A 23253-nucleotide genomic window follows, 5' to 3' on the forward strand; every position below is an offset into this window, starting at 1 on the left:
CCGCCGCGACCGGCATGGCCGCGACCGCGCCCGGCGCCGGACCGGCCCGGCCGGCCGGCCCCGCGCCGTCGGGCGGGCAGACCGCCGGCACCCCTGCTGCCCCGGGCGCCCCGGACGCCGGGCCCCGTCGTCGGCCGCCGTGGCTGGTGATCCTGGCGGCTCTGGTGGTCGTGCTGGCCGTCATCACCTGGGCGATCTTCCAGCGCGGGGACGAGGAACCGGTCCCGACGCCGTCCGGCACGGCGGAGGCGACCAGCGCGCCGTCACCCTCCGCGTCGGCCTCGCCCACGGCCGACGCAGCCGAGGCCAAGGCCGCGCTCGCCGCGCTGCCCGACAGCACCGGATGCAAGGACCCCAAGGCTGACGCAGCGGTCGTCGACCGCTACGGTGCCGCGGCCTCGTCGGGGAAGAAGTGGAGCGACCCCGCCTCCGGCGACGCGGTCGTCCAGGCGCTCACGGGGCTGCAGCAGGCGTGCGACCCCGCCTACGCCCTCGCCGTCAACGACGCGCTCGTGAACGGCGCCAAGACGCCTCCCGCCGTCGTCGCGACGCTGTCCGACGCCGGACACTGGCTCAAGCCGGAGCGGCCCGCCCCGGCCGGCGCGCGGAAGGCCGCGAGCTTCAGCAGCCCGACCGGCAACATCGCCTGCGCACTCGGTGACGACGCGGCGACGTGCACCATCGGCGAGCACCGCTTCGCCACGCCAGAGGGGTGTTCCGCGGAACGGGTGACCGCCACCGTCGGCCGAGGCGGTGCCGCACGTCCGGACTGCAGCGTGTCCCCCGCGCCGGGCGGCGGCGCGCTCCCCTACGGCCAGTCCGCCACGGCGGGCCACTTCGCGTGCACGAGCCGGCAGGACGGGATGGAGTGCTGGAGCACCCTCACCGGGCACGGGTTCACGATCGCGCGCCGTGGGCTGCACACGTTCTGACGGGCTCGCCGCCGTGCGGCGGTACTAGCCGCGATCGGCGGCCCACCGCTCCAGGCCGTCGACGACCGCCTGTGCGTACCGCTGGCGGCCCTCCGGGCTCTCGGCGACCGCCGCCTCCTCGGGGTTGCGCATCTCCGCGAGCTCGAGCAGGACCGCGGGCCGCTCGGCCAGGTTCAGCGTCGCCAGGTCGGGCCGCTCGCTCAGGGCGCCCGGGTAGGAGGACGACGGCGCGAACCCCGCCTGCCCGAGCGCGTCGAGCAGAGCCGTCGCCAGCTCCCGGGTCGGCTGGCCCTGGGCATCGTTGAGCGGTGGGTCCGACACGATGGCGAAGTAGCCGGCGACCTCCGGGTTGTCGGCGCCGTCGGCGTGCAGCGAGACGAGCACGTCGGCGTCGTGCTCCTGCGCCGAGCGGCCCCGCACGTCCACGCAGGGGCCAACGCCTGTGTCGTCGTCCCGGGTGAGGGTGACCTCGGCGCCCGCCGCCTGGAGCAGGTCCCGGGTGCGTTGGGCGACGTCCCACGCGAAGGCGTGCTCGGGGTAGCCGCCGGCGGTCGAGGTTCCGGCCGTGTTGCAGTGCTTGCGACCCCCGCGTCCGTTGTCGACCTGTTGTGCCATCTCGGCCGGTGCGGCCGCGTTGCCGCCGTTGTGCCCGGGATCGAGGACGACGCGAAGCCCGGCGAGCGCCGACCGCTCGTTCACCGACGGCGAGGGGCTCGGCGACGCGGCAGGTGCCTGCGTGGGCGGAGCGGGCAGCGGGCGGGATCCGATGAAGAGCCCGATGGCGACCGCCGCGAGGACCACCACGGCGGCCCCGATCATCAGGAAGCGGGTCCGGCGGCGATGGTCTGGTGGGTCGGAGGGTGACGCTGGCACGTCTGCCATCTTCGCAGCGTGCGTCGGACATCTCGCACCGAGGCGTCAGAAATGGCGCCTTCTTGGTGTGGCTTCGCTAGTCGACGACATGACGATGCCCCGGAGCACGCAGGTTCTGCTCCGGGGCACCGATGTCGCGGTCATCGACCGACCGGGTTCGTCAGCGCGTACCCGGAGTCGGCCAGCAGGCGAAGCACATGGTGGACACGCTGGTGTTCTTGTCGACACTGGCTGCCGACGACGGCGCCGCCGCAGCAGCGACCATAGCCACGGCAACGAGGATGCTCGCTCCCAGCTTCTTCATAGTTCTCACGCTCCTGTCATGGTCGAGGCCGGTGCGCCTCTCGTCTGATGATCGACGCTTTCGGACGCGCATGGCAGGATCGGTCAACGGTCACTCCCTGCCATGGCAGGAAGTTGCCTACGCCCGCTATGGCGAACCGCAACGGGCAGCGACTGTCCGGGATCCGTGTCTCGGCATACGATCGGGCGCATAAACGCACGTCGGGAGAGTTATGTTCGAAGCGCTGGGTCTAGACGCGACCGCAATAGCGGTCTATCGCGCCCTCCTGGCGAGTCCATCCCTCACGCACAGCCTGCTCGCCGAGCGGACTGGACTTACAGCGGAAGCGCTTCACGCCGTCCTGGACACGCTCGAAGGTAAGGGACTCCTCCGCCGCTCGCATGAAGACCCCGCTGGTGTGCGAACCGAGTCGCCCCAGGTCGCATTCGAGCGCTTGTTGAGTCAGGAGGAAATCAAGCTTCACCGAGCGCAGGAGCAACTGAGCACCATTAGGACCGGAGCCGCTGAACTCGTGGATGAGTATCAGCGGTCCGTCACTCGCCGCCGTGGGGAGGTAGAGCACCTCGTCGAAACAGACGAGATTGTGGCGCGTCTTGTGGAACTCGGCGAGAACGTCAACGCCTCTATAGATTCAGTGGTCACGATAGCCCCGACAGCGCACCAACTGCGTGAGTCTATGAGAGATGAAGAGCAGTACTTCGCACGAGGCATCAAGTTGCGAACGGTCTACCCGGCTGCCGCTCGCCATGATGAACTCGTCATTGAGTACTCAAGGTGGCTGGCCGAGCGCGGTGGGGCTGCCAAGACTTCTCTAACAGTCCCTAACCGGATACTCATCTATGACGGCGAAGTAGCCGTATTGATGTTCGACCCGGAGGACTACACACGCGGGGCAGTAGTGATCAACACCCCCGGGGCGATCGCAGCGCTACGGACCCTATTTGAAGTCATATGGGCGTCTGGCGCCGACCTGGTTCCGGCGAACGAAGACGAACTGCGCCCCGAAGAGAGCGAACTCCTCCAGCTTCTCGCGAAGGGCCTCAAGGACGAGGCCATCGCCCGGCAGCTAGGCATCTCGATCCGCACCGTCCGCCGCATGATCAACATCCTGAGCAGCCGGATGGAGACGAGCAGCCGTTTCGCCCTCGGCGCCAAGGCTGCCCAGCGCGGCTGGCTGTAGGCCAGACCCGACCAGCGGGAGCACGGAGTACGTGCTCCCGCAGCGGCTCAGTAAAGAGCCGGCCCCGTCACCGCGTCCGGAAGCGCAGCCTCGATCAGCACGACCGGGTGCCGCTGCCCGGGCTCGGTCACCTGCGTGCGCGAGACAACGGAGAAGCCCGCGCGCTCGAGCTCGACCTGCAGCTGTGCCGCACCGAGCACGCGCTGGGTCGTGGTGCACACGGTGACGGGACCGTGACCGGAATCCTTCGACAGAGCGGTCAGCGTCCACGTGGACGCGCCCCGCTCCCAGTACTCGTACACCCGGTACGAGCGCCCGCTCGGGGCCTGCACCTCGCCGCCGACCTCGGGCGGCAGCACCGCCGCGCCGTGGTCGATCGTACTCACGAGGAAGCGCCCCTCGGGCGTCAGGTGCCGGCGCACGGACCGGTACAGGCCCATGCGGCCCACCTCGTCGAGCAGGCTGACCGAGGCCCCGCCCAGCACCACCGCGGCGAAGGCACGGTCGATGCGGAAGTCGGCCATGTCGGCCTGCACGGTGGTGCATCGTTCCCGCAAGGCCGCGGGGGCCTGCTGCAGCCGGTGCACGAGCCGGGCGATGGCGTCGCCCGAGAGCTCCAGCGCGGTGACCTGCTTGCGCAGCGCCAGCAGCGGCACGGTCAGGCGTCCGACGCCGGCCGCGAGGTCGAGCACCGGCCCGTCGACGCCGAGGACCAGCCGCAGCACGGCGCGGACCTCCTGCATCTCCGCGTCGCCGACGTCGGCCAGCATGGCGGAACCGACCGCATCGCAGGCGGTGTGGACCTCGGCGCGAGGTCCCAGGGAGGCGACGATCCGGCCGGCGTGCCCGGGGATGCCGTGGGTCGCCGTCGTCGTGGCCCGCGGCGCCGTCATCGTGCGGCGGAACCGGCTCGTCGCCAGCGCGGCGGCCTGCGGTGCGTTCATCGCGCCCCCTCCCCTCGTCTCGTCGGGCCGGAGGGCCTGAATGGTCACCAGAAGAGGGGAAGACGACGCTCCCCCTCCCCCAGCAGGTGCTCGAGGGCGACCAGGACGCCGGCGGCGCCGGTGCTCAGGTCCGCCGAGGAGCGGGAGGCGTCGAGCCCGACGAACGGGATCCGCGCCCGGGCCGCCGGGTGGGCCAGCCGCTCCAGGTGCGGACGGATGGCGGCGTAGCGGTCGGCCGGCGGGTCCCACGGCCGGGTGCGCAGGTAGTGCAGCGCGACCAGGGTGCCGGCCCAGCCGTGCAGCAGCCCGGCGTGCGAACCGACGCGCTGCTCGCAGGCCGCGGCGATGGCATCGCGCGCCTGGAACATCCACGGGGTGTCGAGGTGGTTCAGGGCCTCGTGCAGCACCATGGCCACGCCCGCGCTGCCGCTGCCGAGCAGCGGCCGGTTGCGCCACAGCTCCGGTGCGCCCTCGGCGGCGAGGTCCACCCAGCCGAGGAAGGCGAGGTCCTGGCGCAGCGCCCGCTCGGCCTGGGTGAGCATCCGGCGGTCCGCCGTCATCTCGTAGACGTGCAGCAGGAACAGCGCGGCACCCGCGCCGCCGTGCAGCAGGCCCGGGCGGCGCAGGTCGTGCGCGCCGTCCTCGAGGCGGCGGACGAGTTCCTCGGCGATGAGGAAGACCCTGTCGCACAGCGCCTCGCCGTCGCAGAACGGCGCCCGCTCGAGCAGGGCCAGGCCCAGCCCGGGCAGCCCGTCGGCCAGCGCGGTGCCCAGCCGGTCCAGCGGCGCCTGCTCCACCTCGTGCCAGATCCGGCCGGCCGCCTCGTGGCGGCCGAGCCGGTCGAGCACGAGCGCGATCCCACCGAGCCCGTCGACGAGCCCCGGTCCCGGGCCCTCCATCCCGGGAACCGCCCCCTCCAACCAGTCGACGAGCTCGGTGGGAACCTTGGTCCCGGCGGTCGCGAGCGCCCACAGGACCCCAGCGGCGCCGGAGCCGAGGCTCACACCGCCGAAGGGTCGCAGGAGCTGCTGCGGGTCGCCGGGGAAGAGTCGCTCCGCCCGCTCGGGCGTCGCCGTCGCAAGGATGCTGCGCACGAGGTGGTCGCGCAGCCGCGGGTAGCTCTCCGCGTCGAGCGAGGCCTCCATGACGTCCCCACGGCGGCTGACCAGGTCGATCAGCTGCCCCGCCCGACTCTCAGAGACCGTCGCGGCTGCGGCGGCCGTCGTGCGGACGGCGGACTCGGCGTGGCGCCTCTCGAACGGGAGCAGCACCGATGCGTCACCCATGGCCCGCTCCTCTCGTTCGTCTGCCCCCGGTCCGCGGTTGCGGGCCGGTTTCCTTGCGGCAGTTCGAAACTAACGAGCCGTGCGGGCCTAATACCAGCCTGTGGGCGGGCATGTAAATGCCATGGCCACAACATGCCACGCCCCGCAGTGGCTCCCGATGGCTAGCGCGGGCGGACGTGCCCGGAGCCGGTGACCTCGCTGGTGACCTGGGGACTGCCGGTGTAGCTGACCGAGCCGCTGCCCGTGACGGTCGCGTCCAGCGCCCGGCTCACGTTGACGTCGGCGGTGCCGGAGCCGGAGACCGCGACGGTGGCGGACTTGCTGGCGAGGGCGACGCCGTCGTAGGTGCCGGACCCGCTGACGGTGACCCGCTGGGTGGTGGTCGTCCCGCCGGCGCGCACCCCGCCGGAGCCGGAGACCTCGACCTGGACGTCGTCGGCGCGCAGCTCGGGGAAGGCGACGTCGCCGGAGCCGCGGACCGCGAGTCGCAGCGTCGACGCCGAGGGCGCGTCGGCCTCGACGTCGCCGGACCCGTTCACCTCGATCGCGTGGATCTGCGGCATGACGAGTCGGTACTCGATGTCGCCGACGCCGAGGGGTCGGGCGGTGGACATGCCCAGCTCGAGCACGCCGGCGCGCACGTCGCTGGTGAGGTGGTCGATGACGTTCTCCCCGGCGGTGACGGTGAGGCTGGCCGGGCTGCCGGCACGGATCCGCAGCGTCCCGCTGGTGCCGAGGACGACGGCGGTGGCGCCGGCGACGTCCCGCTCCTCGGTGTGGGCGGGGCCAGCGCCGAGCCCGGCCGAGCAGCCCGCGAGGAGCGCGGCGCCCGCCAGCAGCGCCACCGCCGACGTGCGCGCCATCGCGTCTCCCTTCCTGACGCCATGGTGGCAGCGACGCGGCGATCGCGACAGGGCCCTCGGGCCCGGGGCTCCTGGCCGCGCCGCCCCTCAGCTGGCGAGGCGGCCGATCGCGGAGTCGTCCAGCCGGTCGAGCAGGTCCGACACGTCGCGGTACACCTCGACGGCGCCGGCGTCGCGCAGCTCGGCGGAGTCGATGCCGCCGGTGCGCACCCCCAGGCACGGCACGCCCGCGCGGCGGCACGCCTCGACGTCCCACACCGCGTCCCCGACGAACACCGCCCGGTCGGCCGGCACGCCGGCCTTCTTCAGCGCGGTGCCCACGAGGTCGGGGTCCGGCTTGGCGCTCTCGACGTCCTCGTCGGCGGTGATGGCGTCGAACAGGTCGTCGGCGTCCAGCGCGCGGCGGATGTGGGCGAGCTCGTCCGGCGGCGCGGAGGTGGACAGCACCACGGTCAGCCCGCGCTCGCGCAGGGCGCGCAGCAGCTCGTGGACGCCGGCGAAGCGGCGGATCCGGTCGCTCATGCCGTCGTAGATCTCGGAGTGGGCGTCCTTCGCCGGTCCGCCGACGTCGTCGGCCCGGTCGCCCAGGAGCTCGGCGAGGAGCTTGTCCGAGCCCATGCCGATGCAGCGGTGGATGCGCCAGGAGTCCACCGGGTGCCCCACCCGGGCGAAGGCCTGGGACCAGGCGGAGACGTGCAGGTACGTGGAGTCGACGAGCGTGCCGTCCGCGTCGAGCAGTACGGCGCCTGAGGGAGAGGTCATGCCCCTCTTGCTACCGCGCGCCGCGCCGACCCGCACGGCGAGGCCGGGCGGTCAGCTCCACACGAGCGCCTGCGCCGGGTCCTCGAGCACGCGGGCGACGTCCGCGAGCACCTTCGAGGCCAGCCCGCCGTCGATCAGGCGGTGGTCCACCGACAGCGCCAGCTGGGTGACCCAGCGCGGCTTGATCTTGCCGCGGTGCACCCACGGCTGCTGGCGGATGGCACCGAAGGCGAGGATCGCGGACTCGCCGGGGTTGAGGATCGGCGTGCCGGTGTCGATGCCGAAGACGCCGACGTTGGTGATGGTGATGGTGCCGTCGGCCATGTCGGCGGGCTGGGTCCTGCCGGCGCGCGCCGTGGCGGTCAGGTCCGCGAGCGCCCCGGCGAGCTCGTGCAGGCTCATCCGGTGCGCGTCCTTGATGTTCGGCACCACCAGGCCCCGCGGCGTCGCCGCGGCGATGCCCAGGTTGATGTAGTGCTTGTAGACGATCTCCTTGCGCTCGTCGTCCCAGGCCGCGTTGATCTCCGGGTTGCGCCGCACCGCCGTGATGAGGGCCTTCATGGTGATCAGCAGGGGCGTGACCCGCACGTCGGCAAACTCGCGGTCCTCCTTGAGCCGCTCGACCAAGCGCATGCTGCGGGTGACGTCGACGGTGTGGAAGACCGTCACGTGCGGGGCGGTGAACGCCGATGCCACCATCGCCTCGGCGGTGCGCTTGCGCACCGCCTTGGCCGGCACGCGGGTCTGGCGCCCGTCGGCGGAGACGGTGCCACCGGCCAGCCAGGGCTCCTCGTCGCCGGCGTAGGTGGCCAGCGGGGCCGGCTCGGCGATGTCACGGAACCGCTGGACGTCCTCGCGGGTGATGATGCCGCCCGGGCCGGTGCCGGCCACCGCGGCGAGGTCGACGCCGAGGTCCTTGGCAAGCTTGCGCACCGGCGGCTTGGCGAGCACGCGGGCCCGCTGGGAGGGGGCGGCCACGGCCGGGGACGCCGGCGTGGCGGGCGACGGCGCGACGGGCGACGGCGCGGCGGGCGACGGCGCGACGGGTGCCGGGGCGGCCTGCGCGGCCGGGGCGTGCACCGAGGGCGACGGCGCGGCGGGGCGGCCGTCGGCGGAGGCGCCAGTCGCCGCGGGGCTCGTCGTCGCCGTCGGGCCAGCCGTCGTCGCCGGGCTCGCCGCCGGCTGGCCGGCCCCCTTGCGGGGGCGGCGGGTGACCGTGCCGGGCCGGGTCCCGTAGCCCACGAGCACGCTGCCGGAGCCCTCGCCGGCGCCCGTCTCCTCCGCCGCGCCGGGTGCCGCATCCGCGGGGGCCGCCCCGCCCGGGTCGACATCGATGGAGATGATCGGCGCGCCGACCTCCACCGTGGCGCCCTCGGGGGCGAGGAGCTCGTGCACGACCCCGGCGAACGGGCTCGGCAGCTCGACGACCGACTTGGCGGTCTCGATCTCGCACAGGGTCTGGTTGACGGCCACGGCGTCCCCGACGGCGACCTGCCACGTGACGATGTCGGCCTCGGTCAGGCCCTCGCCGACGTCCGGCAGACGGAAGTGCTGGTAGCTCGGCACGATGTGCTCTCCTCCAAGTGGTGCGTGCGGGCGCCGCGCCCGGCTGCCGGGCGCGCGGCGTGCGGTCGGCGGCGGGTTAGTAGGCCATGACCCGGTCGACGGCGTCGAGCACGCGGTCCAGGTTCGGCAGGTATTCCTCCTCGTGGGTGCTCGCCGGGTAGGGGGTGTGGAACCCGCCCACCCTCAGCACGGGCGCCTCGAGGGAGTAGAAGCAGCGCTCGGTGACGCGGGCGGCGATCTCCGCGCCCGGGCCGAGGAACACCGGCGCCTCGTGGACGACGACGAGCCGGCCGGTGCGCTGGACCGAGGCGACCACGGCGTCGACGTCGAGCGGGGAGACCGAGCGCAGGTCGATGACCTCCAGGCTCCTGCCCTCCTGGGCGGCGGCCTCGGCGGCGTTGAGCAGGGTCTTGACCGTCGGGCCGTAGCCGACGACGGTCGCGTCCGTGCCGGGGCGCACGGTGCGCGCGGCGTGCAGGCCGGTGGTCAGCCCGCTCTCGCTGAGGTCGACCTCGGCGTCGAGGTCCACCTCGCCCTTGTCCCAGTAGCGCGACTTCGGCTCGAAGAAGAGCACCGGGTCGGGCGAGGCGATGGCCTGCTGGATCATCGTGAACGCGTCGCCCGCGGTCGACGGGGCGACCACCCGCAGCCCGGCGGTGTGCGCGAACAGCGCCTCAGGGGACTCGCTGTGGTGCTCGACGGCTCCGATCCCGCCGCCGAAGGGCACGCGGATGACCACCGGGAGCGAGAGGTCGCCGTGCGAGCGGTAGGTGAGCTTGGCGAGCTGGGTGGTGATCTGGTCGAACGCGGGGAAGATGAACCCGTCGAACTGGATCTCGCACACCGGCCGGTAGCCGGCCATGGCCAGCCCGACCGCGGTGCCGACGATGCCGGACTCCGCGAGCGGGGTGTCCACCACGCGCGCGGGGCCGAAGTCCTTCTGCAGCCCGTCGGTGACTCGGAAGACCCCGCCGAGAGCGCCGATGTCCTCGCCCATGAGGACGACCTTCGGGTCGCGCTCCAGGGCCCGGCGCAGGCCGGCGTTGATCGCGCGGGCCATGGGGGTGGCGGTCATCGGGCGTCCTCCTCGTCGGCGAAGCCGGCCTCGTAGGCGGCCTGGGCCGCCTTCTCCTCCGCGACGAGCGGGTGGGGCAGGGTGTAGACGTGCTCGAACATCTCCTCGACCGGCCCGCCGGTCAGGGAGGTGCAGTAGGCGCGGGCGGACTCGGCGAGCGCGCCGGCCTCGTCGTCGACCTCGGCGAAGAACGCCTCGTCCGCGAGGTCCTGGCGCTCGAGGTAGACCCGGAGGCGGGCGATGGGGTCCTTGGCGCGCCAGAGGTCCTCCTCGGCGCGGTCGCGGTAGCGCGTGGGGTCGTCGGAGGTGGTGTGGGCGCCCATGCGGTAGGTGACGGCCTCGATGAAGGTCGGGCCGCCGCCGGCGCGGGCCCGCTCGAGCGCTTCGCGGGCGACGGCGTAGCAGGCCAGGGCGTCGTTGCCGTCCACCCGGACGGAGGGGATGCCGAACCCGCCGCCGCGGTGGACCAGCGGCACCCGGCTCTGGGTGGTGGTCGGCACGGAGATCGCCCAGTGGTTGTTCTGGCAGAAGAAGACGACCGGGGCGTTGGCGGAGGCGGCGAAGACGAGCGCCTCGTTGGTGTCGCCCTGGGAGGTGGCGCCGTCGCCGAAGTAGGCGACGACGGCGCGGTCGCGGGTGGGGTCGCCGGTGCCGACGTCGCCGTCGCGCTGGACGCCCATCGCGTAGCCCACGGCGTGGAGCGTGTGCGCGCCGATGACGAGGGTGGGGATCTGCAGGTTGTGCGCGTGCGGGTCCCAGCCGCCGTGGCGGACGCCGCGGAAGAGCGGGAGCGTCTCGCGCAGGTCCAGCCCGCGCACCTGGGCCACGCCGAGCTCGCGGTAGGACGGGAAGACGAAGTCCCGGGGGGCCAGGGCGTGGGCGGAGCCGACCTGCGCCGCCTCCTGGCCCAGGCACGGCGCCCACAGGCCCAGCTCGCCCTTGCGCTGCAGGGCGGTGGCCTCGGCGTCGAACGCGCGGGTGAGCACCATGTCGCGGTACATCGCGCGCAGCTGCCCGGCATCCAGGTCGGCGGCGTAGGCGCTGTACTGCGGGTCCTCGTGCCGACGCCCGTCGGCATCGAGGATCTGCACCATGTCGTCCAGACGTGGGCCGGAGCCCAGCATGGTTTCGAGCTGTTCCATCGAGCGGGACCTCCTCGGCGAGCGTCCGGTCCGGACGCGTGGTGTGCCTGCCAGGTCCGCCGCCGGGGGTGGTGGCGGCGGGCTGGCAGGAAGCGACCCAGGGATGGCCGGCCGCGTAACCTACGCCAGCGTAGGCTACGCAACCGTAACTTTTAGTTGTGGGCTCTCGACAAAGATCGTGGCAGAACGCTTGGCGGAGCGCATCAGTTTCGTGGGAATCGGCAACGTCGCAGGTCCCGGACGTGGCGCGGCGCCGTCCCGGGCCCCCGCGGGCGAGCGGACGGGGGCAGTGGCCCCGGACACAGGTGCCGGTCGGGTGGGGGTGGCGCCATCGCGGCGGCGTCGTCGGACCGGCGCGGCGACGCTGGTCGCGCGGTGCGCGCGTGGCCCTGGCGGCCGGGACCGTGGGCCCGGCCGGGTCGTCGGCGGCGTGCCTATCCTCGGCGCGTGAGCGCCACGACCTCCGCCGTCGCCGCCGGGCGCCGTCGTCGGCGCGGGCCCGGATGGGTCCCCGACCAGCACGGCGCCTGGGCGATGATCGCCGTCCCGCCGGTGGTGGGCGTGGCGCTGTCCGGCCCGGCCTGGGCGCACGTGCCCCTGCTCGCGCTGTGGTGGGTGGGGTACCTGGCGTTCTTCGCGACCGGGCTGTGGCTGCGCTCGCACCGCAAGCCGCGCTACCTGCCGCCGGTGCGGGCCTACGCGCTCGCGACGGCGCCGCTGGCGGTGGCGGTCGTGGTGGCGGCGCCGTACCTGCTGGTGTGGGCGTTGCCGTACGCGCCGCTGGTCATGGTCGCCCTGTGGTGCTCGGCGCGTCGCAAGGACCGCTCGCTCCTCAACGACGGCGTCACCGTCGCCGCGGCGGGGCTGATGGCCGCGGTCGCCTACGACGCGGGCACCGGCGGGGCCGGCGGGCTGTGGGGCACCGGGTGGCTGGCGGGCACGGGGTGGCTCGGCAGCGCCGTCGGCGGCTCGCTGCCCGGCGCTTCCCCCGACGGCGCGCTGACCGGCTGGGCCTGGACCTGGCTGGTCACGGCGCTGGTGACGGCGTACTTCCTCGGCACGGTGCCGTACGTGAAGACGAACATCCGCGAGCGGGGCAACCGGGCCTACCTCGTCGGCTCGGTCGCGTTCCACGTGGGGGTGACGGCGGCGGTGGCGGCGCTGGCCGCGGCCGGGCTCGTGAGCGGCTGGCACCTGGTGGTGTGGGTGGCGCTCGCCCTGCGGGCCGCGGCGGTGCCCGTGCTCGCCGCCCGGCGCGGCCGCCCGGTGCGGCCCATGCTGCTCGGGCTGGGGGAGATCGTCTTCTCCCTGCTCGTCGCGCTCACGGTGCTGGGCTGACTGTGCCGTCCCGACGCTCCCGGCGTGGGTCCGGGACGCCGTCCCGCCGCCCCCTGGGGAGGGGGAGCCGGCGCCGGGCCCCGCCTCGCTACCCTGGCGCCACCTCGTGCCGTCGTCGGGAGCTGGCCATGTGGGTGTGGATCGTCGGAGCCGTGCTGCTCGTCCTCGCCGTCCTGGGCCTGTGGTTCGAGGTCCGCAACCAGCTGGGCCGGGCGTCCGAGCGGGCGCAGGGGCACGATCCCCAGCTGGCCGAGGACCTGCGGCGCCTCCGCTGGGAGATCGATCGCGGGCACGAGGCCGGGGACGGCTTCATCCCGCCGTGACCGGTCTCCGGCCAGCGCGGGAACGACCCGACGGGAGCCGGCGCGCCCGGCCCGTCGGGCTCAGGCGCGCCGAACCGGGCCGTCTCAGGCCCGCTCGAGCGTGCGGGCGGAGCGGGCCGCCCACTCGCCGGCGAGGCTGAGGAAGAGGTCGTTGCCCTCCGGCTCCCCGACGGACACCCGCACGCCGTCACCGGCGAAGGCCCGCACGAGCACCCCGCGGGAGCGGGTGTGGTCGGCGAACGCCGTGGCGCGCCGTCCCAGGTCGAGCCAGACGAAGTTGCCCTGAGGGTCGGGGATCGTCCAGCCCTGCTCGCGCAGGGCGCCTGCGACGCGGTCGCGCTCCGTGATCACCTCGGCGACGCGCGCGCGGACCTGGTCCTCGGCCTGCAGCGCGGCCAGGGCGGCGGCCATGCCCATGATATTGACCCCGAAGGGGGTGGACGCGGCCCGGAAGCCGGCGGTGAGGCGCCGGCGGGCGAGGGCGTAGCCGACCCGCAGCCCGGCCAGCCCGTAGGCCTTGGAGAAGGTTCGCAGCACGACGAGGTTCTTGTGCTCCCCCAGCAGCGCGGGCCCGTCGGTGGGGTCGGGCGCGGTGACGAAGTCGATGTAGGCCTCGTCGAGCACGACCATGACCGAGGCGGGCACGGCCGCGAGGAAGGCCCGCAGCTCGGTCTGGGTCAGCGCCGGTCCCGTGGGGTTGTTGGGGCTGCACAGCAGGACGACGCGGGTCCGCTCGGTGACGGCGGCGGCCATGGCGGGCAGGTCGTGGCGGCCCTCGGCGTCCACCGGGACCATGACGGCCCGGGCGCCGGCCACCTGCACCGCGATGGGGTAGGCCTCGAAGGAGCGCCAGGCCATCACGACCTCGTCGCCGGGCTCGCAGACGGCGGAGAGGACGTGCTGGAGCACCGCGACGGAGCCGTTGCCGACGGTCACGCGCTCCGCGCCGACGCCGTGCCGGGCGCCGAGCACCTCGGTGAGCTCGGTGGCGTACATGTCCGGGTACCGGTTGAGGTCCGCCCCGGCGTCGACCAGCGCGGCGCCCACCGCGACGAGCGGCGGGAAGGCGATCTCGTTGCTGGAGAGCTTGTAGACCTGCATCCCCACGGTCGGGCGCTCGCCCGGGACGTAGGTGGGCAGGCTCTCGATGTCGGGGCGCAGACGGACCGAGGGGTTCTTCGGGGCCATGTGCGTAGTGTGCACCCCGCCGGGCCGCGGCGGGGAGCATGCCCTCATTCCCTGGGGCCCCCGGTGCCGCCGACCTCGGGCTTCCGCGCCGCGGTCTTCGGGGCTCGGCCGACGTGCCGGCCGCCGCCGACGGCGCCGCCGTGTCGGGGCAGCCACCGGCGAAACCGCTGGTCAGACGGGCAACGGCCGGGTCCGATCGGTGGCAGGATCAGCGCATGCGCTTCATCGTGCGGTTCTTCGTCGACGCCGCGGCGATCTGGCTGTGCACGCTCATCGTGCCCGGGATCACGCTTCCCCACACCGGTTCCACGGGCGCCTTCGTGGTCAACCTGGCGGTGGTCGCCCTCGTCTTCACGCTCGTGAACACGATCGTGCGGCCGATCGTGGTGCTGCTCTCGCTGCCGCTGTACATCCTCACGCTGGGGCTGTTCTTCATCGTCGTCAACGCGCTGATGCTGCTGCTCACCAGCTGGCTCAGCGAGTTCACCTCCTACGGCATCCACGTGGACGGGTTCTGGACGGCCGTGATCGGCGGGGTGATCATCGCCATCGCGACCTGGATCCTCCAGCTGATCCTCCCGGGCAAGCAGCGCTGATCGTCCGGCGCCGGGGACACTGCCGCGTCACCGGCTGATCTCGAACACGAAGGAGTCGGTGCGGGCGCCGGGCACGGCCGTCCCCATGGCGGCCCGGTTGCGCCCGAGCCAGGCCTGGACGCCGTCGTCGTCCAGCTCGGCGAGCAGGTCCGCGGCGGCGGCGTAGCGGGCTGCCTGGTGCGGCTCCCCCAGCCGGGCCGGCTCGCCGGAGCTCACCGCCACGGTGACGTGGTGGGCGGCGGGGACGTTGGCGGCGCCGTCGAGGCCGACGGTGGGGTCGTTGACGTCCTCGAGGCTGAGCACGTCCACGGTGGGCGGCAGGGCGATGCCGGCGATGGGGCTGCCGGCGGTGAGCACGGTGGTGACCTGGAACCGCGACCGGAACACCGGGTCCGCGACCAGCCGGGCCGCGACGAGCCCGCCCTGGCTGTGGACCGCCAGCGCCACCGGCTCGCCCGGGGCGATCCCGGCCTGGCGCATGGCGGCGGTGACGCCGACCTCCATGTCGCTGCCCACGCCGGCCATCGCCCGCAGGTTGGTGCCGTTGTCCATCGGGTTGCGCCCGCCGCCCCACTGCTCCTGGGTGCCCGGCACCACCACGGTCCAGTGGCGCGCCCCGCTCGGGGTGGTCGTGCGCAGGATCTCCACCGCGCCGGTCCCGCGCGCGCGGATGCGCGCCTCCAGCCCGGCGATCCGGGCGAGGGCCTGCCCCGGCGTCACCGGCGGCGCGGCGACCGGACGCCCGACGGCCGTGGCGACGGTGACGCCGCTCCGCACCCGGCCGCCGCGCGCGACCCAGGACGCCTGCTCGTGGGTGCCCACCAGGCTCAGCGCGGTCCGCTCCACCGGGGTCATCCGCCGCACGTCGACCCACTCCCGGCCGAGGAACAGCCCACCCATGACCGACTCGGGCCGGGCCCACTGCATCCGCCCGGCCAGCGAACGGGCGTGCTGCTGGGCCACGACGGCGTCGAGCAGGCGCGGGTCCCCCATGCGCGACCGGGCGGCGCCCCCGTGACCGAGCACCGCGGCGGCGTCGAGGCCGGTGACGAGGCCGCGCACCTTCGGCGGGCCCAGCAGGTGCACCGCGTAGCGCCACAGCGGCGGGCGGAACCCGCGCACCGCACGCTCTTCGGCCTCCTCGTACCACTGCCGCTGGACGGCAAGGTCCGCGGCGAGGGCGCGGATGCGCTCGCCCAGCGCCGGGAGGGACAGGGGCCCGTTCAGGACCGCCGCCAGGCGCGCGACGAGCGCCCCGGCCGAGGGGGCCAGGGGGACGAAGTAGTTGAGCGTGCTCACGCCGCGGGCCTGCTCGGTGGCCGTCTCCGCCAGCTCCGCCGCCCGCAGCAGGCGTGCTCCCAGGGCGGCCAGCTCCGTGCCGTCGACGACGACGGCGCCGCCCCCGGTGACCATCAGCCGCAGCCCCACAGGTCGCTCGGGCCCCGGGGCCCACACGCGGCCGCCGTCGGCCCCGGTGGCGGGGCTCATCCCGGCCCCGCCCAGCCGCGCGCGGCCTCCTGCTCGCGGTCGGCCGCCGCGGCGGTGAGGTCCGCCGCCCGCAGGGCCGCCCCCACCGTCTGGGCATGGTAGAGAAGCCCGCCGAGCACCTGCGCGTAGGCGTCCGCGCCGGTGCCGCGCCAGGCCTGCGGGAACGCGGCCGCCAGCTCGGCCTGCGCCAGGGCCAGCGTGGCGAGCGCCGCGAGGAGCTGGCGGCGCGCCGGCGAGAGCCCTGCGGGTAGGCCGGTGCCGTGCCCGTGCTCGACGTCCATCACGCTCCCCCGTCCCGGTGACTCGGTGGCGACGACGCTAGGCACGGGGTCCGACGCGCCGGCGCCGGGCGGGGCCTGGCTGTGGACGGGTGGTCACCGGCGGGCGAGCACCTCGGGCGGGCACTGCGGACCGGCACCGGTGGGCGGGGACCGCGTGCGGGCGCGCCGGCGATCGCCGGCGCGCGATCAGCGAGGCGCCGCCGGGAAGATGGGGCGATGCGCGCATTTCGGAAGGACGACCATGGCCTGCCCGGGGCAACCGGGTTCGAGGCCGCCGGCCTGCGCTGGCTGGGGGCGGCCGCCGGCGACGGCGGCGCACCCGTCGCGGACGTCGTGGCGCAGGGCCAGGGCTGGATCGAGACCCGCCGCATCGACGAGGGGCGTCCGGACCTCGTCGCGGCGGAGGAGCTGGGCCGCTCGCTGGCCCGCACCCACGCCGCCGGCGGGAGCCACCTCGGCTGCCCGCCGCCGGGCTGGCAGGGCGACGGGTTCATGGGTCGCGCCCCGTTGCCGCTGCGCGCGGAACCGGGCCCGTCGTCGTGGGGCGCGTTCTACGCCACCGACCGCCTGCTGCCCTACCTGCCGACCGCCGTCGGGAACGGGTCGATCGATGCCGACGGCGAGCGGGTGGTGCGCCGGTGCGCCGAGCGGCTCGCCGCCGGGGACCACGACGCCCCGCAGCCGGCGCTGGTCACCGGCGCGGCGGCCCGGCTGCACGGGGACCTGTGGGGCGGCAACGTGCTGTGGGCGGCCAGGGCGGGCGGCGTCACCGCGACCCTGATCGACCCCGCGGCCCACGGCGGCCACGCGGAGTCGGACCTGGCGCAGCTGGCGGTGTTCGACGCGCCCCACCGCGAGCGGATCGTGGCCGCGTACGACGAGGTCTCGCCGCTCGCCCCGGGGTGGCGCGAGCGGGTGGGGCTGCACCAGCTGCACATGCTCATCGTCCACGCGGCCCTGTTCGGCGGGGCCTACGGCCGGCAGACGGTGGCGACGGCAGCCCGGTACGCCTGAGGTGCTGGCCGGCGGCGCGGTGCACCTGGCGCCCGGGCGGCCGCCGGGGCACCGCTCAGGCGCGCGGCTGGCGCTCCGCCCAGTCGGCCAGCGCGACGCGCGGGCCGGTGAAGAACGGAATCTCCTCGCGCACGTGCCGGCGGGCGCCGACGGCACGCAGCTCGCGCATGACGTCGACGATGCGGTGCAGCTCGCCGGCCTCGAAGGCCAGGATCCACTCGTAGTCGCCCAGCGCGAAGGCCGAGACGGTGTTGGCCCGCACGTCGGGGTAGTCCTTGGCGGCCATGCCGTGCTCGCGGAGCATGTCGCGCCGCTCGTCCTCCGGCAGCAGGTACCACTCGTAGGAGCGGACGAAGGGGTACACGCACAGGTACCCGCCTGGTTCCTCGCCGGCGAGGTAGGCCGGCACGTGCCGCTTGTTGAACTCCGCCGGCCGGTGCAGGCCGACCACCGACCACACCGGCTGCAGGAACGCGCCGAGCGCGGAGCCGAGCAGGCGGTGGTAGGCGTCCTGGACCTGCTCGATGCTGGCGGCGTGCCACCACACCATGAGGTCGGCGTCGGCGCGCAGGCCGGCGACGTCGTACCAGCCGCGCACCACCACGCCGGTGCCGGCCACGGCCTGCTCGGCCGCGGCCACGAGCGCGGCGCGGTCGTCGGCGTCGGCGGGCAGCGGCGCGGCCGTGGCGAACACGCTCCACATCGTGTAGTTGATGCCGGCGTTGATCGTCTCGGTGTCGGCGCCCTCGCCGATGCGCGGGATGGTGCTCATGCTCTCTCCTCCTGAGGATGGGTGGAACGACGGCGGCGCCACCTGGGCGGCGGCGGGGGCTGGTGCGGCGGCACGACCGGGGCGGCGCCCGCCAGGCGAGCCGCCTGCGGCCACGCCGAGGCGCGGTCCGCCGCCGCGGGCGTCAGACTGCGGCGCCGGCGGGCTGCTCGCAGGCGGCGGGCACGCCGGAATCCACCCCGGCGCGCAGGCGGCAGCAGCCGGGCCGGCACACGTCCGGCCAGGCGCCCAGCGCCCCGACGGAGACCCGCTCGGGCGCCTCGCCGCGCTCGGTGGCGGCCCGCTCGACGAGCAGGTCCACCAGGCCGGCGACGAACTCCGGCGCGGTGCCGGCGGTGCCGGCCCGCTCCATGCGCATGCCCAGCTCGTCGGCGGTGGCGCGGGCCTCGGTGTCGAGGTCGTAGATGACCTCCATGTGGTCAGAGACGAACCCGATGGGCGCGAGGACCACCTGGGCGGCGCCGTCGGCGTGCAGCGCGTGCAGGGTGCGGTTGACGTCCGGCTCGGTCCACGGGGTCAGCGGGGTGCCCGAGCGCGAGCAGTAGGCCAGCTCCCAGGGCACCGGGTGCCCGAGCCGCTCCCCGGCCGCCTTGGCGATGAGGGCGGCGACGTCGAGGTGCTGGATGGAGTAGCTGCCGGTGGTCTCGGTGCCCGAGGCGACCTCCATCGTCGTGGGGATGGAGTGGGTGACGAACACCAGCGGCGCGTCCGGACCCGGCGCGGCGCCGAGGCGCTCGTAGGCGGCGACGACGGCGTCGACGTTGGCGTCGACGAAGCCGGGGTGGTTGAAGTAGGCGCGGATCTTGTCCACGTCCAGGTCGATGCCCTCCCCGGCGAGCCGGGCCAGGGAGTCGGCGATGTTCTCGCGGTACTGGCGGCAGCCCGAGTAGGAGGCGTAGGCGCTGGTCACGATGGTGAGCACGCGGCGGGCGCCGCCGGCGTGCAGGTCGCGCAGGGCGTCGGTGAGGTAGGGGTCCCAGTTGCGGTTGCCCCAGGCGACCGGCAGGTCCAGCCCGCGGCGGTCCAGCTCCTCGCGCAGGGCGGCGAGCAGCGCCTTGTTCTGGTCGTTGATGGGGCTGCGGCCGCCGAAGTGGTAGTAGTGCTCGCCGACCTCCTCCAGGCGCTCGTCGGGGATCCCGCGCCCGTGGGTGACGTTGCGCAGGAACGGCACGACGTCCTCGGGACGTTCCGGTCCGCCGAAGGAGAGCAGGAGGATCGCGTCGTACGGGGCAAGCGTGGAGGTCATCAGGCTCGTTCTCGTCTCGGCCGGCAAGCCGGCGTGCGGGACCGCCTCGCGGGCGGCGGGGGGTGGGTGCGGCGCCGCGCGCCGCGGGTCAGGCCGGCGTCACCACCGGCGGGGGCCCGTCCTGCGGGGCCGGCACGGCCACGCCGAGCACCTGCTCAAGGGCGCGCAGGTGCTCCGCGCCGCGGCCCTCCCGGCCGGCGGCGCGGGCCCGGACGGTCGGCTCGTGCACGAGGCGGGCCGCGAGCCGGCGCAGCGCCTGGGCGGCCTTCTCGGCGCTGACGCTGCCCTCGGCGGGCAGGCGGTCCAGCTCGGCGGCGACGGCGTCGGCCACGCGGGTGCGCAGCGCGACGACGGCGTCGTCCATCTGCCGCTCGGCGGTGTCGTCGGCCAGGGCGCGGATGCCGTCGCTGACGATGTCGCGGGCGCGGGCCACCTCCCCGGCCGTGGCGGCCGGGGCGTGCTCGCGCACGGTGGGCAGGTCGACGAGGACGACGTCGTCGAGGTCGGCCACGGCCGGGTCGACGTCGTGGCGCAGGGCGAGGTCGACGAAGACGACCGGCCCCGCGGCGCCGGCGGCCCGGCGGGCGGCGAGCCCGGCGCGCACGGTGGCGAGGTCGAGGACGGGGGTGCCGGTGCCGCGGCAGGTGACCACGAGGTCGGCGGCGGCGAGGGCGGCGGCGAGGTCCTGGGGGGCGGTGCGCACGCCGTGGGACTCGGCGAACGCGCGGGCGCGCCCGGAGGCGGACCAGGCGGCGACGTCGCTCGCGCCCCGTTCGCGCAGCGCGGCCAGCGACGCGCCGGCGTAGGAGCCGGTGCCCACGAGCAGCACCCGGCGCCCGGCCCAGCTCGCCGTGGGCACCGGGCCGGTGTGCGCGTCCGCGGGCCAGGGGCGCTGCTCGCGCTCGCACTCCAGGTGCGCGACGCGGGCGCCGGCCAGGTCCAGGGCGACGGCGACGACGGAGCGGCCGGCGCGGGCGAGGTCGGTGGCCACGGCCACCTGCCGGGAGGTGCGGGTGGCGTGCTGCAGGGTCGCCTCGAGCAGCGGGGAGGTCAGGCCCTCCTCGCGGGCGGCGATCAGCGCCCGGCGCACCTGCCCGGTGATCTCCCGCTCGCCGACCACCATGGAGTCCAGCCCGGAGGCGACCTCGAAGAGGTGGCGCACGGCCTCCTCGCCGACGGCGGGCGTCATGAGCCGGGCGACGTCCTCCTCGCTCGTCCCGCTGGCCCGGGCGATCACGCGGCGGGCGGCGCGGGCGGCCTCCCCAGGGTCGGCGTCGGCATCGGCGTCGAGGTAGACCTCGAAACGGTTGCAGGTGGCCAGCACGACGGCGCCGTTCACGGCAGCACCGTCGGCCACGACCTGACGGCCCACCTCAGGTGCGCCGACGCTGAGCCGCTCGATGTCGGCCAGGTCCAGGTCGTGGTGATTCGCAGTCAGGAGGAGGAGCACCACAGCACCCATAGTGAACCATTTCCCCGAGCGCCAGGCACAATGCCCTCGTGACAAATCCTGCTCCCGGGCCGAACGTGCCGGAAATCACCACGTCCCCCCTGCTCGAGGCTTATTTCGGACGCCGCCCCGAGCGGCTGCCGGTCTGGTTCATGCGTCAGGCCGGCCGGTCGCTGCCGGAGTACCGGGCGGCCCGCGAGGGCGTCGCCATGCTCGACTCGTGCCTGCGCCCCGAGCTGGCCGCCGAGATCACCCTGCAGCCGGTGCGCCGCCACGGCGTCGACGCCGCGATCTTCTTCTCCGACATCGTCGTGCCGCTCAAGCTCGCCGGCGTCGACGTCGAGATCGTCCCGGGCGTGGGCCCGGTGGTGGCCGAGCCGGTGCGCACCCGCGCCGACGTCGACCGCCTCGTCGAGCACCGCCCGGGCGACCACGCCGCCATCACCGAGGCGGTGCGCCTGACCGTCGCCGAGCTCGGCCCCACCCCGCTCATCGGCTTCGCCGGCGCCCCGTTCACGCTGGCCGCCTACCTCGTCGAGGGCCGGCCCTCCCGCGACCACCTCGCGGCCCGCACGATGATGCACGCCGACCCCGAGGCCTGGCGCCACCTCATGCGCTGGACCGCGGACATCACCGGCGCGTTCCTGCGCGCCCAGGTGCTCGCCGGGGCCCGCGCCGCCCAGCTCTTCGACTCCTGGGCGGGCGCCCTGTCCCTGAACGACTACGCCACCCACGCCGCCCCGTTCAGCGCCCGGGCGCTGTCCAAGGTCCGCGACCTGGGCGTGCCGGTGATCCACTTCGGCACCGGCACGAGCGAGCTGCTGGTCGCCATGCGCGACGTCGGCGTCGACGTGATCGGCGTGGACTACCGCCTACCCCTGGACGAGGCCTCCCGCCGGCTCGGGGGGACGACGCCGCTGCAGGGCAACATCGACCCCGCCCTGCTCGCCGCGCCCTGGGAGGTGCTCGAGGCGCACGTGCGCGCGGTGGTCCAGGCCGGCCGCGCCGCCCCCGCGCACGTGGTCAACCTCGGCCACGGCGTCCCGCCGACCACCGACCCGGCCGTACTCACCCGCGTCGTCGAGCTGGTCCACTCCCTGTGACCGACGCGCCCGACGTCCTCGTCGTCGGCGCCGGCATGGCCGGGCTGACCGCCGCGCACGCCCTGGCCGCGCGCGGACTGCGCCCGGTGGTGCTCGAGGCCGGCGCGGACGTCGGCGGGCTGGTCGCCGCCGGCACGGTCGGCGGCTACGAGGTCGACCTCGGGGCGGAGGCGTTCGCGCTGCGCCGCCCCGAGGTGCTCACCCTCGCCGAGGGCCTGGGCCTGGCCGTCGAGCGGCCCGCGGGCCGGTCCTGGGTGTGGGCGGAGGACGGCGGCGCCGCCGGTGCGGCGCCCATCCCGGCCGCCTCGCTGCTGGGCATCCCCGCCGACCCCGACGACGCCGACGTGCGCCGCGCGATCGGCCCCGACGGCGCCGCCCGCGCGTCGCAGGACGCCCACCTGGGCCCGGAGGTGGGCGCCGACGCGGCCGACCTGGCGGCCCTGGTGCGCGCCCGGATGGGCGAGGCGGTCCTCGCCCGGCTGGTGCGCCCGGTCGCCGGCGGGATCCACAACGCCGACCCGGCCGACCTCGCCGTGGACTCGGTGGCCCCCGGCCTGCGCGCGGCGCTGGCCCGCGAGGGCTCGCTCGCCGGCGCGGTGCGCGCGCTGCTCGCCGCCGCCCCGCCCGGCGCCGCGGTGGCCACCACCACCGGCGGGCTGTTCCGGCTGCCCCGGGCGCTGCGCGAGGCCGTGGAGGGCGCCGGCGGGCAGGTGCGCACCGGCACCCGGGCCACCGCGCTGCGCCGGGCCGGCGAGCCGGATTCCGGCACGTCCGGGCCGGACGGCCCGGGCTGGGAGGTCGCCGTGACCGGCCCGGACGGCGGCGCCATCCTGCGCGCCCCGCGCCTGGTCCTGGCCACCCCCGGCGCCCCCGCGCTGGACCTGCTGCGCGGCCTGGTCGACGTCGGCGACGTCGACCTCCCGGCGGGCTCGGCCATCACCCACGTCACCCTCGTGGTCCGGGCCCCCGCGCTCGACGCCGCCCCGCGCGGCTCGGGCCTGCTGGTGCCGCCGGGCGCCGCGGCCGTGCGGGCGAAGGCCCTCACCCACGCCAGCGCCAAGTGGCCCTGGCTGGCGGCCGCCACCACGCCGGGCGAGCACGTGCTGCGGGTCTCCTACGGCCGCCCCGGCGAGCGGACCGACGACGTCGACCCCACCCTGGCCCTGCGGGACGCCGCCACCCTGCTCGGCGTCCCCCTCCCGCCGGCAGCGCTGCGCGACGCGCGGGTCGTGGCCCGTGCCGGCGCCCTCGCCGCGTCCACGCCGGCCCACCTCGCCCAGGTCGCCCGGCTGGGCGAGCGGGTCCGTGCCCTGCCCGGGCTGCGCGTGACCGGCGCGTGGGTGGCCGGCACCGGGCTGGCCGCCGTCGTCGCCCACGCCCAGGCGGTCGCCGGGGAAATGTCACAATGATGGTGACGCCGCGTCACCATATTCCGGAGGCTCCGGAAAAATGCCGCACGGCGAGCCCGGGAAATGCGGCTCCACTATTTTATGACGGTCCGTCAGATAC

General features: G+C 75.2%; 21 protein-coding genes and 1 pseudogene. 8 read left to right on the top strand and 14 right to left on the bottom strand.

The genetic code is table 11. The annotated features are described in order from the left end of the window. Window positions 1–932 (top strand): annotated as a pseudogene (locus GD970_RS21585) (hypothetical protein); the annotation flags it as partial. A gap of 24 nt (window positions 933–956) precedes the next feature. Here GD970_RS21585 and GD970_RS08735 read toward each other — a convergent pair. After that, window positions 957–1751, bottom strand: coding sequence for an N-acetylmuramoyl-L-alanine amidase (locus tag GD970_RS08735; RefSeq protein ID WP_211489931.1), 795 nt, complete (start codon window positions 1749–1751; stop codon window positions 957–959). Window positions 1752–2320: 569 nt separating this feature from the next. On the opposite strand from GD970_RS08735, the gene GD970_RS08740 reads away from it, so the two are divergent. Beyond that, window positions 2321–3289 (top strand): helix-turn-helix transcriptional regulator, encoded by a 969-nt coding sequence (locus GD970_RS08740; RefSeq protein WP_152202510.1) that lies wholly within the window; start codon window positions 2321–2323, stop codon window positions 3287–3289. A 47-nt stretch (window positions 3290–3336) separates the two neighbouring features. On the opposite strand, the gene mpaM is transcribed toward GD970_RS08740, so the two are convergent. From mpaM to pdhA, 7 genes are all read right to left on the bottom strand, one after another. Beyond that, a complete protein-coding gene (gene mpaM / locus GD970_RS08745) occupies window positions 3337–4233 on the bottom strand; it encodes a daptide-type RiPP biosynthesis methyltransferase (protein ID WP_152202511.1) in 897 nt (298 codons plus the stop codon). Between the two features lie 44 nt (window positions 4234–4277). Then, on the bottom strand, window positions 4278–5519 hold the full coding sequence (locus GD970_RS08750; RefSeq protein ID WP_152202512.1) for a lanthionine synthetase LanC family protein: 1242 nt from the start codon (window positions 5517–5519) through the stop codon (window positions 4278–4280). Between the two features lie 161 nt (window positions 5520–5680). After that, entirely contained in the window at window positions 5681–6382 is a 702-nt protein-coding gene (locus GD970_RS08755) for a head GIN domain-containing protein (RefSeq protein ID WP_152202513.1), read from the bottom strand. Between the two features lie 87 nt (window positions 6383–6469). Next, a complete protein-coding gene (locus GD970_RS08760) occupies window positions 6470–7144 on the bottom strand; it encodes an HAD family hydrolase (RefSeq protein ID WP_152202514.1) in 675 nt (224 codons plus the stop codon). 51 nt (window positions 7145–7195) lie between these two features. Beyond that, a complete protein-coding gene (locus tag GD970_RS08765) occupies window positions 7196–8710 on the bottom strand; it encodes a dihydrolipoamide acetyltransferase family protein (RefSeq protein WP_152202515.1) in 1515 nt (504 codons plus the stop codon). 76 nt (window positions 8711–8786) lie between these two features. Next, complete coding sequence (locus GD970_RS08770) at window positions 8787–9785, bottom strand: alpha-ketoacid dehydrogenase subunit beta (RefSeq protein ID WP_152202516.1); 999 nt, start codon at window positions 9783–9785, stop codon at window positions 8787–8789. Further along, window positions 9782–10927, bottom strand: a complete 1146-nt coding sequence (pdhA, locus tag GD970_RS08775; protein WP_152202517.1) for a pyruvate dehydrogenase (acetyl-transferring) E1 component subunit alpha — start codon at window positions 10925–10927, stop codon at window positions 9782–9784. The genes GD970_RS08770 and pdhA overlap by 4 nt, the downstream gene beginning before the upstream one ends. 447 nt (window positions 10928–11374) lie before the next feature. On the opposite strand from pdhA, the gene GD970_RS08780 reads away from it, so the two are divergent. Then, window positions 11375–12265 carry a YwiC-like family protein gene (locus GD970_RS08780; RefSeq protein ID WP_226925237.1) on the top strand — a complete coding sequence of 297 codons (891 nt, stop codon included), beginning with the start codon at window positions 11375–11377 and terminating at the stop codon, window positions 12263–12265. 128 nt (window positions 12266–12393) lie between these two features. Next, on the top strand, window positions 12394–12588 hold the full coding sequence (locus tag GD970_RS08785; protein WP_152202518.1) for a hypothetical protein: 195 nt from the start codon (window positions 12394–12396) through the stop codon (window positions 12586–12588). Window positions 12589–12672: 84 nt separating this feature from the next. Here the strand turns inward: GD970_RS08785 and hisC are convergent, their stop codons facing one another. Next, entirely contained in the window at window positions 12673–13776 is a 1104-nt protein-coding gene (hisC, locus tag GD970_RS08790) for a histidinol-phosphate transaminase (protein WP_152202519.1), read from the bottom strand. A 215-nt stretch (window positions 13777–13991) separates the two neighbouring features. Between hisC and GD970_RS08795 the strand changes: the two genes are divergently transcribed. Further along, a complete protein-coding gene (locus GD970_RS08795; RefSeq protein ID WP_152202520.1) occupies window positions 13992–14372 on the top strand; it encodes a phage holin family protein in 381 nt (126 codons plus the stop codon). 27 nt (window positions 14373–14399) lie between these two features. On the opposite strand, the gene GD970_RS08800 is transcribed toward GD970_RS08795, so the two are convergent. Together GD970_RS08800 and GD970_RS08805 are read right to left on the bottom strand one after the other, a co-directional pair. Beyond that, entirely contained in the window at window positions 14400–15860 is a 1461-nt protein-coding gene (locus tag GD970_RS08800) for a hypothetical protein (RefSeq protein ID WP_152202521.1), read from the bottom strand. Further along, window positions 15857–16141 (bottom strand): hypothetical protein, encoded by a 285-nt coding sequence (locus GD970_RS08805; RefSeq protein WP_152202522.1) that lies wholly within the window; start codon window positions 16139–16141, stop codon window positions 15857–15859. The genes GD970_RS08800 and GD970_RS08805 overlap by 4 nt, the downstream gene beginning before the upstream one ends. 216 nt (window positions 16142–16357) lie before the next feature. On the opposite strand from GD970_RS08805, the gene GD970_RS08810 reads away from it, so the two are divergent. Beyond that, window positions 16358–17155, top strand: a complete 798-nt coding sequence (locus GD970_RS08810) for a fructosamine kinase family protein (RefSeq protein ID WP_152202523.1) — start codon at window positions 16358–16360, stop codon at window positions 17153–17155. A 55-nt stretch (window positions 17156–17210) separates the two neighbouring features. On the opposite strand, the gene hemQ is transcribed toward GD970_RS08810, so the two are convergent. The 3 genes from hemQ to GD970_RS08825 form a co-directional block, all read right to left on the bottom strand. Then, window positions 17211–17927: a hydrogen peroxide-dependent heme synthase gene (hemQ, locus tag GD970_RS08815; protein ID WP_152202524.1), complete on the bottom strand. Its 717-nt coding sequence runs from the start codon at window positions 17925–17927 to the stop codon at window positions 17211–17213. 142 nt (window positions 17928–18069) lie between these two features. Further along, a complete protein-coding gene (locus GD970_RS08820) occupies window positions 18070–19191 on the bottom strand; it encodes a ferrochelatase (RefSeq protein WP_152202525.1) in 1122 nt (373 codons plus the stop codon). 88 nt (window positions 19192–19279) lie between these two features. After that, the gene (locus tag GD970_RS08825) at window positions 19280–20653 is read right to left on the bottom strand and encodes a glutamyl-tRNA reductase (RefSeq protein ID WP_152202526.1); all 1374 of its coding nucleotides are present in this window, start codon (window positions 20651–20653) and stop codon (window positions 19280–19282) included. A gap of 38 nt (window positions 20654–20691) precedes the next feature. Between GD970_RS08825 and hemE the strand changes: the two genes are divergently transcribed. Together hemE and GD970_RS08835 are read left to right on the top strand one after the other, a co-directional pair. Continuing rightward, entirely contained in the window at window positions 20692–21744 is a 1053-nt protein-coding gene (hemE, locus tag GD970_RS08830; protein WP_226925238.1) for a uroporphyrinogen decarboxylase, read from the top strand. Next, window positions 21741–23153 (top strand): protoporphyrinogen/coproporphyrinogen oxidase, encoded by a 1413-nt coding sequence (locus GD970_RS08835; RefSeq protein WP_226925239.1) that lies wholly within the window; start codon window positions 21741–21743, stop codon window positions 23151–23153. The genes hemE and GD970_RS08835 overlap by 4 nt, the downstream gene beginning before the upstream one ends. The last annotated feature ends 100 nt before the right edge of the window (window positions 23154–23253 follow it).

The sequence above is a fragment of the Georgenia thermotolerans genome (assembly GCF_009193185.1).
GTDB classification, from domain to species: domain Bacteria; phylum Actinomycetota; class Actinomycetes; order Actinomycetales; family Actinomycetaceae; genus Georgenia; species Georgenia thermotolerans.